Origin of the sequence: Bacteroides sp. AM23-12 (assembly GCF_003434395.1) — a bacterium.
Taxonomy (GTDB): Bacteria; Bacteroidota; Bacteroidia; order Bacteroidales; family Bacteroidaceae; genus Bacteroides; species Bacteroides thetaiotaomicron.
On record NZ_QTLF01000005.1, the window covers coordinates 46,879 to 59,321 of the forward strand.

The following is a 12,443-nucleotide window of genomic DNA, read 5'->3' on the forward strand; positions in this document are numbered from 1 at the left end:
CTCCCAAGCAATCACGTTGACCAATGCCCAGCCATTGAAAATAACAATGGGGGAAGATACACAAAAATTGGATGAAGTTGTTGTTACTGCTTTGGGTATCAAACGTTCTGAAAAAGCACTTAGCTATAATGTGCAGAAAGTTAACAATGATGCTTTAACTTCCGTAAAGGATGCTAACTTCGTCAATAGTCTAAACGGAAAAGTGGCTGGTGTGAATATACAACGCAGTGCTTCCGGTGTAGGAGGTAGTACTCGTGTTACAATGCGTGGTAACAAATCTATTAGCGGAGATAACAATGTTCTATATGTAGTTGATGGTGTACCAATTGGTAATCAAGCTGACAGAACTGGCGACGGAACAGGATTCGGAAGCGGCAGAACTTCAGGTGAAGGTATCGCCAATTTCAATCCGGATGATATTGAAAGTGTGTCAGTATTGACTGGACCGTCTGCTGCAGCATTGTATGGAGCAAGTGCAGCAAATGGAGTAATCTTAATCAATACGAAGAAAGGCGAAGCTGGAAAAATGCGTATAGATGTATCTTCTTCAGTAGAGTTTATGACACCACTCACGATGCCTAAATTCCAAAATAGATATGGAATATCAGGAAACTATTATTCGTGGGGGGATAAATTGGAGAACCAACCATCATATGATCCTAAAGACTTCTTTGAATTAGGGGCAACCTTTAATAATTCATTTAATCTTTCAACCGGAAACGATAAGAATCAGACTTATTTTTCGATTGCTGCTGTAAATTCTGATGGAATTGTACCCAATAACAAGTACCACCGTTACAATGTGACATTGAGAAATACTGCTAAATTCTTGAATGATAAGCTGACATTAGATGCATCTGCAAGTTATATACGTGAGTATTATAACAATATGATTTCTTATGGAACTTATTTTAATCCAATTGTTGGCGCATACTTATATCCGCGCGGTGAAGATTTTGAGAAAGAGAAGTATTTTGAACGCTATAATAGTGAACTCGGATATTCTCAACAGCAATGGAGTCCCGGAGATTTTGGTATGGATATACAAAACCCATATTGGATTGCCTATCGTAATATTCGTCCGGAAGTAAAAGACCGTTATATGTTATATGCCTCTTTAAAGTACGATATTACCAACTATTTGAATGTGGCAGGTCGTGTACGTTTAGATAATACATATACTGAAAAGGAAGATAAACGTTATGCATCTACCATAAACACATATGCTAGTACAAACGGACGCTATACATACTCTAACGAGACGTTTCGACAGAAATATGCAGATATAATGGTAAACTTCGATAAACAGTTTGCTGAAATCTATCATGCTACGATCAATGCAGGAACTTCTTTCGAAGAATATGATACAAAAGGACGTGGATATGGAGGGCAGTTGCTATTAGTACCGAATAAATTTGTATATAGTAATATAGACCCGACGCAGAGCACCGCAAGTCAAACCGGTGGAGACAGCCGCAGGAGAAATTTTGCTGTATTTGCTTCTGCTGAGGTATCATGGAATTCGGCCTTATACCTAACCTTGACAGGGAGAGCCGATAAGCCTTCTCAATTGGTAAACAGTGATGATCCGTGGATTTTCTATCCTTCAGTTGGTTTGTCTGCCATCGTTACTGAACTGTTACCCAATAATATTAAAGAAAAATTAGAGCCAACTTTAGGTTTCCTGAAAGTCAGAGCTTCCTATACAGAGGTAGGTTCGCCGATCCCTTATACAGGATTAACTCCCGGAACTCTCACTCACGAACTTGAAGGAGGAACCTTTAAACCTTTTAAATATTATCCGATTTCCAATCTGAAAGCTGAAAGAACTCGTTCTTATGAAGTAGGTCTTGATTCCAAATGGTTTAATAATACAATAACTTTCGGAGTTACGTATTATCATTCAAATACATATAATCAGTTACTGAAAGCTACATTGGGTAGTAATTTTGAATATATGTTTGTACAAGCTGGTAATGTCCAAAATAGAGGACTTGAATTAAGTTTAGGATTTGACAAGAAATTTGGTAATTTTAATTATAGTACAACGTTCACTGCAACGACAAATAAAAATAAAATTATCCAATTGGCACGCGATGTCTTGAATCCGGTAACAAATACCTTGATAGATTTAACGGATATTCAGGTTGGGCGTTTCCGTTTGAGAGAAGGAGGAGAAATTGGTACTGTATATGCAAATGAATGGCTAAAAAGAGATGGTGATAATTATGTAGACTATCAGCCAGGTCAAGCATTAACTACAGAAACCACCACACCCTACAAGCTAGGTAGCGTGAATCCTAAATGGAATTTGGGATGGCAGCATGGATTTAGTTACAAAGGATTTAATCTTAACTTGTTGTTCACAGCTCGTATTGGAGGAATCGTAATATCTAAAACACAAGCTATGTTAGACAGATATGGAGTATCTGAAGCATCAGCAGATGCACGTGATGCAGGTGGTGTATCATTAGGATATTTCAAAGTTGATCCAAAAACTTATTATGATGCAGTTTCTAATTTGGATGCCTACTATACATACTCAGCAACTAATGTGAGATTGCAGGAAGCCAGACTAACTTATACTTTCCCCAATAAATGGTTTAAAGGAACTGTTAATAATTTGAGCTTGTCAGTATACGGTACTAATTTATGGATGATATACAATAAGGCCCCTTATGATCCTGAACTAACAGCTTCCACTGGTACTTTTGGTCAAGGATACGATTACTTTATGTTACCCAGCCAGTCTACTTATGGATTGAGTTTGAAATTTGGATTCTAAAATAAATAAAGGAATTGAATATGAAAAAATATATAATTCTGCTTTTGGCACTTTGTTCTATGTCAGCTTGTGATTATGAAGCTGTCAATACCAATCCTTACGGTGTCTCCGATGGGGAATTAGGTCCTCTTAAATATGGTGCCCGTTTCATGAATATGCAGCAAAGAGTGATCCCTATAGGTTCACCTAGTTTGACAACTGGACCTGGAAATGATTTACAAAATACTGATTTGATATCTTCTGGTAACTATATTGGTTATTTTGGCAATAATAATAATTGGGGATTTAATAATGAGGCTAATTGGAATTTTACAGATAGTAGAATGAATTATGCATATCAGAACTTTTACTCGCAAATCTTTTTGCCCTGGAATGAAATATATGAAATCGCTAAAGATTCGGATTCCCCATCAGAACAAGCTATATTGGAGATTGCTAATATTGTCAGAAATATAGCATGGTTGCGAGCTACAGACGTTTTCGGTCCTATTGCTTATAACTCAGCAGGTGATGGAAGTATTGCGCCAAAATTCGACAGCCAGGAAGTTGTTTACAGAAGCATGCTGGCTGATCTGTCAAAATCAGTAGAATTGCTGAATACAATATCTTATAGTGTGATGGCTCAGTACGATTTGATATACAATGGCAATGTTCAAAACTGGGTAAAACTGGCTAACTCATTAATGTTGAGAATAGCTGTCAGAGTACATTTTATAGATGAGACTTTGGCTAAAGAATATATTACGAAAGCATTAGATCCTAAAAATGGCGGTGTTATCGAAGATATTTCAAGTGAAGCAAAGATCAAAAGTTCTGATAAAATGCCATTGCTGAATTCAATGTTAGCATCTGTCAATGAATATAACGAAACAAGAATGGGCGCCACTATTTGGGGATATTTGGATGGATATAAAGACCCTAGGTTAAGTGCATATTTTACTGAAGGAACATATGGTTCTGGCAGTTGGGCGCAAACAGGTTATTTTCCGGTTGCACCGACGAATAGTAAATCTAAATCGGAAACCTCATATTCTGCAAAATTTGCATCGCGTCCGAAAGTAGATTCTAATTCTCCTTTATATTGGTTCAGAGCATCCGAAACTTATTTTCTGAAAGCAGAAGCTGCTCTATACAATTTGATAGGTGGTGACCCCAAAACGTTCTATGAACAAGGAATAAATATTTCATTTCAAGAGCAAGGAGTCAGTGGAGTTGCCACATACCTGTCAGGAACAGGTAAACCAACCGGACTCACTGGTAGTAATTACAAATATGGCACTTATAACCATGATTTAAGCATTGGAAATACTTCACCCAAATGGGATGATTACACAGGAAATTTGAGTAAGCAAGAAGAACAGTTACAGAAAATTATTACGCAAAAATATCTGGCACTATATCCGAACGCTGTGGAAGCCTGGACCGAATATCGCAGAACCGGTTTCCCATATTTAATGAAACCTATGGATGAAGCTGCTCCTGGAAGAATTGGCGCCTCAATAGAAGATTGCAGAGTTCCTGAACGCTTTAGATTTGCTCCTACAGCCTATAATTCCAATCCTAATATGGCTGAAATTCCAACATTGCTGGGAGGTGGAGATATAGGAGCTACTAAATTATGGTGGGTACGTTCAAACAGGCCCAAACAACCTAATCAGTAATAATGATATTCATTTTTAAGAAAAGAAAATTATGAAATTATTAAAGTATTTGTGTATAGGTATATCTGCCTTAAGTATACTAAGCTGTTCTGACTGGACATCTGAAGAAAGAGAGGTTTTTGAGAATCAAGAAGGAATGCACCGTCTGATTCCCCTAATAGAAGCCCAAACCGAAGAAGATCTTACACCGACCATGCGTGAATATTTCGCTCAAATAAGAGAATATAGAAAAACTCCTCATGTGAAAGGCTTTGGTTGGTTTGGTAACTGGACTGGAAAAGGAAACAACGCTCAAAATTATTTGAAGATGTTACCCGATAGTGTAGATTTTGTATCTCTCTGGGGAACAAGAGGTTACCTTTCTGATGAACAGAAAGCAGATTTGAAATTCTTCCAGGAAGTGAAAGGAGGAAAGGCATTATTATGTTGGATTATTCAAGATTTGGGAGATCAGCTGACTCCTAAAGGATTGAATGCAACGCAATATTGGGTAGAAGAAAAGGGACAAGGAAACTTCATTGAAGGAGTAAAAGCATATGCAAATGCTATTTGTGATAGTATTGAAAAGTACAATCTTGATGGTTTTGATATTGACTACGAACCTGGATATGGACATTCCGGAACTTTAGCAAACTACCAGACAATCAGTCCTAGCGGTAATAATAAGATGCAGGTTTTCATTGAAACTTTAAGTGCCCGTCTACGTCCTGCTGGAAGAATGTTAGTTATGGATGGTCAGCCGGATCTCTTATCTACAGAAACTTCAAAATTGGTTGATCATTATATCTATCAGGCATATTGGGAATCAAGTACTAGTTCTGTAATTTATAAAATAAATAAACCGAATCTGGACGACTGGGAGCGTAAAACAATTATTACCGTAGAATTTGAACAAGGGTGGAAAACTGGTGGTATAACTTATTATACAAGTGTACGTCCTGAATTGAACAGCATGGAAGGGAATCAGATTCTTGACTATGCAACACTCGATTTGCCCAGTGGTAAGAGAATAGGTGGTATAGGCACTTATCATATGGAGTATGACTACCCGAATGACCCTCCTTACAAATGGTTGAGAAAAGCCTTGTATTTTGGTAATCAGGTATATCCTGGTAAGTTCGATTAATATTAAAGAATGACTATTATGAAAAAGAATATTTATTTAGCTGTTCTGTTATTCTTAACAGGTTGTCAAAATGAGTTATATAAGAATCCTTTGGATGATTTTCAAAGTGAGCAAGGAGTATATATAGCTAATAACGGCGTATTACAAAGCTTTGTGGAAGAAGGCAAAGATGTGGAAATTAAAGGGCTGCAAGTAGCTTTAGCTGTTCAAGATACTAAAGAAATAAAAGTTACATTGGAGGCTGGTAATCAAGCTCAGTTAGATGCTTATAATGCTAAAAATGGAACTAACTATATAGTACTTCCTAAAGAGATGTATGAGATCTCACAGAAAATAACATTTATGCCTCTTTATGCAATGATGGATGTTCCTATTTCTTTGAAGAATGTAAAATTCTCACTAGAAGGTAACTATGCTTTGCCTATACGTATTACAGGAGGTGACGTGAATATTATCAGAGGGCAAGAAGAGACTTTACTTGTACTTGAGCAAAGAGTGAATACAAAAGCGCTCCGGATAAGTACAAGTGGAAGTGGTTCGGGGAGCGAGGATGATAAAATGTTCCCTAACGATTTCAAAGTTGATCAATGGACAATGGAAGTTATGGTCAACAGGGCTAGTTACAAAAGTAACAATCGTTCTATTTGTGGAACTAAATTGGTTGCCAATGCTGGTCCTATGGATGAGATTTATACTCGTTTCGGTGATGTAACTATTAACCCTAATCAATTACAAATTAAGACGGGAAGCTCTCAGATTGATGTTCCCGCTGACAAATTCTCTGCACAGCCTGACACTTGGTATATGTTAGCTTTCGTATATGATGGTCAAAAAAATTATGTATACGTGAACGGAGTGCTGGTTGCTGACCGGGAAATCAGAACAGGTCCTTATGGATTGATTGGCTTTTGGATTGGTGGTTCAAACGAGCTGATTCGTGAGGTTCGTTTTTGGAAAACGGCCAGAACTTCGCAAGAGATAGCTTCGAATATATGGAAGATGGTAAATCCTGACGATGACAATTTACTGCTTTATTATCCATTGAATGGGAAGAAGAGGGATAGTGCTACCGGAGAAATTACAGAGGATGAGACTCTGCTTTGGGACTGGAGTAAGAATGGTAAGAATTTACCCAAGCCATCAAGTTATTCTTTTGATGATAACAAAGGGAACGGGTTTATATTCCCACCGCAAGAATAGCAACAAACTACAATAAATTGTACATATAGAAAAGGCTGCCTTTGGAATGAGGCAGCCTTTGTTTTTACTATACATTGTAAATAATAACAACATAAATAAAGAGACAGAACTATCCACTCAACAATTTATATATTTACACAAATATATGAATTATCAAATACAAATATTAATGGTTATATTTAGTATGAGATGTTCTTCTCTCATACTACTCCGCATATCTCCCAATCAATCACGCTTGCCAACGCCCAACCCCTAAAAGTCACAATGGGTGAAGACACGCAAACCTTGGACGAAGTAGTAGTTACTGCGTTGGGTATCAAACGTGAACAAAAAGCGTTGAGTTATAATGTACAGCAAGTAAAGGGAGATGAATTGACTAATATAAAGGATGCTAACTTTATTAATGCTTTATCAGGAAAAGTAGCTGGCGTAACAATAAATGCTTCTTCAGCCGGTGCTGGGGCTGCGGCTCGTGTAGTTATGCGTGGTACAAAGTCTTTGGAGAAAAATGATAATGCACTTTATGTTATTGATGGTATTCCAATGTTTAATGTAAATTCAGGAGATAATGCTGGAGGTACGATGAACAAACAGCCAGGATCTAATAGCGTAGCTGATATTAATCCTGAAGATATTGAGAGCATGACAATTTTAACAGGACCTTCCGCTGCAGCCTTGTATGGTTCGGATGCTTCTAATGGAGTTATTCTTATCACTACTAAAAAAGCTACTGTAGGAAAAGTGCAAATTTCTTATAGTAATAGTACAAGTTTTTCATCTCCGATGATGATGCCGAAGTTTCAGAATATTTATGGTAATCGTGAAGGAGAGTTAGGCAGTTGGGGGAGCTTGATGGATACTCCTAGCAACTTTGATCCATCTGACTTCTTCAATACGGGAATGACGGAGATGAATGGTTTCACGTTGACCACTGGTACTGAACAAAATCAAACTTACGCATCTGTCTCTACTACAAACTCTACAGGTATCTTACCTAATAATGCTTATAACCGCTATAATTTCTCTATTCGTAATACCGCTAAATTCTGTGATAATAAGTTGAGTCTTGATTTGGGAGCTCAATATATTATTCAAAATAATAAGAATATGGTAGGTAGTGGACAATATTTTAATCCCTTGGTATCTCTTTATCTTTTTCCACGAGGTGAAAACTTTCAGGAAGTACAGATGTATGAACGCTATAGTGAGGCTCGAAACCTTATGGTACAATATTGGCCGGAATCTATATTTGGTACTGATTTGGATATGCAAAACCCATATTGGATTATGAATCGAATGCAGAATGAGCTTTCTAAACGTCGTTATATGTTTAATGCTAGTCTGAAATGGGATATAACAGATTGGGTGAATGTAACAGGGCGAGTACGTGTGGATAATTCAGATAGCGATAGTTATGAAAAGTATTATGCTAGTACACGAGGTACTTTTACAGAAAGTAGTTCTAAAGGTTATTATGGACATACTAAACAAAATGATCGGTCTGTTTATGCTGATGTAATGGCTAGCATAAATAAGAATTTCTTTGATGACAAACTTTCATTGAATGCAACTGTTGGTGCTTCTATTAATGATATTCAGGAAGATGCTATGTATCTAAAAGGAGGATTGGAGCAAATTCCTAATTTCTTCCATTATGGCAATATTAATGTCAATACTTCCAAGCGTAATGAATCAAAATGGCATGATCAAGTACAAAGTGTTTTTGCAAGTGCAGAATTAGGATGGAATCATCAATTGTATTTGACTGTCACTGGGCGTAATGACTGGGCATCTCAATTAGCTTTTACCAGCAAAGGTTCCTACTTTTATCCGTCTGTTGGTCTGTCATGGCTTGTTAGTGAATCTGTAAAGCTACCAAAAGCTATTTCTTATTTGAAAGTTCGTGGTTCGTGGGCGGAGGTCGCTTCTTCCCCTAATCGATACCTTACCCAAATGCAATATACTTATAATGAGCAAACAAATACATATGAATATCCTGCAAGTCATTATAATACTAATCTGAAACCAGAAAATACAAAATCATGGGAACTAGGCGTCAATGCTAAATTCCTTGGCAACCGTATTAATTTAGATATGACCTTCTATCGTTCTAATACCTTCAATCAGACATTCTATGTTGATGCATCGGCTTCATCTGGATATAAGAATAATATTGTGCAGACTGGTAATATTCAGAATCAGGGTATTGAGCTGGCTTTAGGATATTCTGATACATTTGATAAAGTGAAGGTATCTACAAATTTCACTTACACTCTTAATCAAAACAAGATCGTTAGTTTAGCGAATGGTGCCATCAATCCGGAAACCGGCGAAGCTATCGAAATGGAGTATTACTCAAAAGGAACATTGGGAACTAGTGGTGGTCCGACTTTAAGACTCTATGAAAACGGATCAATGGGAGATATTTATATCAATCAGCGTTTGCGTCAGTCTCCTAATGGATATATTTGGAAAGACCCCTCTAATGGAAGTTTGGCTATTGAAAATACGGAATACCGCAAGGTTGGCTCTATTCTTCCTAAATATTATTTGGGATGGAATGGTAGTGTTGCTTGGAAGGGATGGAATCTTGGATTTGCATTCACCGGGCGTTTTGGAGGATTAGTTGTATCGGATACACAAGCCATGATTGATAAATATGGTGTATCTGAAAGTTCTGCAGTTGCTCGTCAGGCAGGCGGTGTATGGGTTGGAGACAGTAAAGTGGATGCTGAGGAATATTATAGTAAAGTAACTACCGCTGTTGGTACTTATTATACATATAGTGCAACGAATATTCGCCTTTCTGAACTGAGCTTGAGCTACCAACTTCCTAAAACATGGTTCAAAAATCATGTAAATATGACACTGGGGCTTACAGGAAAGAATTTATGGATGATTTATTGTAAAGCACCTTATGATCCGGAAAGTACATCTTCTGTCACTAGTAATTTCTATCAGGGGGTTGACTATTTTCAACAACCTAGTTTGAGAAGTCTCGGATTTAATGTCAAACTAACATTCTAGTTTAGATTATGAAAAAGAATAAGATAATAAAGAAGTTTGCAAAACTGTCTGTGTATACTTTGTTAGTAGCACTAGGAACAGGTTGTACCGATAAATTTGAAGAGTATAATACAAATCCCTTTGGACCTAAACCTGACCAAATGCTGGGTGATAATGCAATCACCGGATCATTGATTAAAAGCATGATTCCTGCATTAGTACAAGGACAACAGAACAATTCACAGATGTTGGATCAGATGATTGGATCTGAATATGGTGGAGAAATTACTTGTATCGCCCAATGGGGTAATGGAGGTAATTATTATACTTACAATCCAAGAGTTGGGTGGTATGGAAATATGTTTGATACTACTATGCCACAGATTTATACCGGATATTTCCAGATACGTGATCTTTCTGATGGCAAAGGATTGGCTTATCAATGGGCACAGATTCTTCGTGTGGCAGCTTCACTTAAAATTAGTGATTGTTATGGACCGATTCCTTATTCTCAAATTACAGGAACTGCTTTTACTGTAGAATATGACAATATGGAGGATCTTTATAAACACATGTTTGATGATTTGGATGAAGCGATTTCCGCTTTTAAAGTAGCAGTGTTAGGTAATGAAGATATGAGTTCTTTATCAGAATACGATCTTGTATTTAATGGAGATTTTAACAAATGGGTGAAATTTGCCAATTCTTTAAAGCTTCGTATGGCAATGCGCATTTCTAGTGTTTCTCCAGCACTTGCCAAGGAGAAAGCAGAAGAAGCTGTTTCTGATGTAATTGGTGTGATGACATCTGCATCAGATGCTGCATATAGTAAATATAATGACGGTATGAATCCATATTATCGTGTTACTTCTTCATGGAATGAAATTCGTATCAGTGCTAATATCACTTCATATTTAAGCGGTTATAATGATCCTCGTTTGGCTAAATATGCATCAGAAGCAGATGCTTCTATCGGTGGAGGACAAATAGGAGTGCGAAATGGTATTTACCAAAGTGCTACAACTCAGGCAAATTATACAAAATTCTCCCGCCTGAATATTGGTATAGATGATGAATTGCTCATTATGTCTGCATCTGAAGCTTATTTTTTACGTGCAGAAGCTGCATTGATGTATAAATGGAATATGGGAGGAACTCCCAAAGAACTTTATGACACAGGAGTGACAGTGTCTATGGAAGAACGTAAAGCTACTATTGGCGATTATTTGAAAAGTGAAAAGGTTCCTGCTGCTTACAGTGATCCTTCGGATTCAGGTAAGGATATAGCAGCAGTGTCAACTGTAACTCCGAAATATAATGAATCAGCAAGTGTTACAGAGAATTTGGAGCGTATTTTGATTCAGAAGTGGATTGCCAATTTTCCGAATGGTTGGGAAACGTGGGCTGACATTCGTCGTACAGGTTATCCTAAACTATTCCCTATCGTGAATAATCTGAATACAGATGGGGTGACAGTGCAGCGTGGTATGCGTCGTTTGCCTTTCCCTCAGTCAGAATATAATACGAATAATGCAAATGTGAAAGCAGCTGTATCAATGTTAGGTGGTGTAGATAACTCTGCCACAGATCTTTGGTGGGCTAAGAAAAATTAAATCAGAACGTTAAAATAATTTTTATTATGAAAACGAGCAAATTGAAAAAAATAATATACGGAATAGGAATTTCTCTCTTTTTTTCGCAGGGATTCTTAAATATCGCATGTAGTGATTGGACCGACATAGAGGCGAAAGATTATTATGAACCTCCTACGCAAGGTTATGAAAATAATTTGAAGGATTATTTTAACTCTCCACATAAGATTATGTTTGGCTGGTTTGGTAACTGGGCAGGTAAGGGAGGTTCTTCCATGCAATATGCTTTATGTGGATTACCGGACAGTACGGATTTTGTGAGCCTTTGGCTCTGTTGGGGAAATCTGACGGTTGAGCAACAGGCTGATTTAAAAGACTTTCAGGCTAAGGGTTCCAGAGCAGTGCTTTGTTGGCGCGCAGGAGATATTGGTGATAATCTCACACCGGGGGGTAACGATGATGCAGTGAAGGAAGCGTTTTGGGGCTTTGATCCTAAAGATGAGCAATCTTGCATTGAGGCTGCTAAGAAATATGCACTTGCTATTGTAGATACATGTAACAAATATAATATCGATGGATTTGATTATGATATTGAGGATTGGGGGACTTTAATGAACTCCAGTATGCCATCAGTACCCAATGCGTTTATGAAGACTTTACGTGAGGAGTTTGATAAGACGGGGAAAATGTTGGTTGCTGATATCCCTGGTGGTGCAGGTTGGTTGAGCTTTTATGAAGTGCTTTCAGAGGAAACAGTTCTAAGTCTTGATTATATAGCTTGGCAGACCTATGAACTAGGACATTCTGGATTGGATTCTTTCTTTGAAGCTGTACGTAGAAGTCACCCTAATGTCTTTAAAGAAGCTATGGGGAAATCTATTGTGACTGCAACTTTTGAAAGAGCAGTGGATAAGCATTACTTTACCGAGCAACAGAGCTATCATCCGGCTTGTGGAATAGAACATGCAGGTATGGGGGCTTATCATATTGAGTATGATTATCCTGGAAATCCTGATTATCCCACAGTGCGTGCAGCTATTGCTGCACAGAATCCTCCTATTAATAACTAAAAG

At 37.5% G+C, this 12,443-nt stretch carries 7 protein-coding genes; all 7 read left to right on the forward strand.

Going from position 1 to position 12,443, the window contains the following annotated elements; translation table 11 throughout:
- Positions 1-10: 10 nt before the first annotated feature.
- The 7 genes from DW640_RS06860 (at position 11) to DW640_RS06890 (ending at position 12,440) form a co-directional block, all read left to right on the forward strand.
- Complete coding sequence (locus DW640_RS06860; protein ID WP_233525431.1) at positions 11-2,785, forward strand: SusC/RagA family TonB-linked outer membrane protein; 2,775 nt, start codon at positions 11-13, stop codon at positions 2,783-2,785.
- Between the two features lie 20 nt (positions 2,786-2,805).
- Positions 2,806-4,446 carry a SusD/RagB family nutrient-binding outer membrane lipoprotein gene (locus DW640_RS06865; protein WP_011107593.1) on the forward strand — a complete coding sequence of 547 codons (1,641 nt, stop codon included), beginning with the start codon at positions 2,806-2,808 and terminating at the stop codon, positions 4,444-4,446.
- A gap of 31 nt (positions 4,447-4,477) precedes the next feature.
- On the forward strand, positions 4,478-5,572 hold the full coding sequence (locus DW640_RS06870) for an endo-beta-N-acetylglucosaminidase family protein (RefSeq protein ID WP_008761680.1): 1,095 nt from the start codon (positions 4,478-4,480) through the stop codon (positions 5,570-5,572).
- Positions 5,573-5,590: 18 nt separating this feature from the next.
- Entirely contained in the window at positions 5,591-6,772 is a 1,182-nt protein-coding gene (locus DW640_RS06875) for a DUF1735 and LamG domain-containing protein (RefSeq protein ID WP_008761679.1), read from the forward strand.
- Positions 6,773-6,961: 189 nt separating this feature from the next.
- Positions 6,962-9,799, forward strand: coding sequence for a SusC/RagA family TonB-linked outer membrane protein (locus DW640_RS06880; protein WP_117577684.1), 2,838 nt, complete (start codon positions 6,962-6,964; stop codon positions 9,797-9,799).
- Between the two features lie 8 nt (positions 9,800-9,807).
- On the forward strand, positions 9,808-11,391 hold the full coding sequence (locus DW640_RS06885) for a SusD/RagB family nutrient-binding outer membrane lipoprotein (protein ID WP_117577686.1): 1,584 nt from the start codon (positions 9,808-9,810) through the stop codon (positions 11,389-11,391).
- Between the two features lie 26 nt (positions 11,392-11,417).
- On the forward strand, positions 11,418-12,440 hold the full coding sequence (locus DW640_RS06890; protein ID WP_008765826.1) for an endo-beta-N-acetylglucosaminidase family protein: 1,023 nt from the start codon (positions 11,418-11,420) through the stop codon (positions 12,438-12,440).
- The last annotated feature ends 3 nt before the right edge of the window (positions 12,441-12,443 follow it).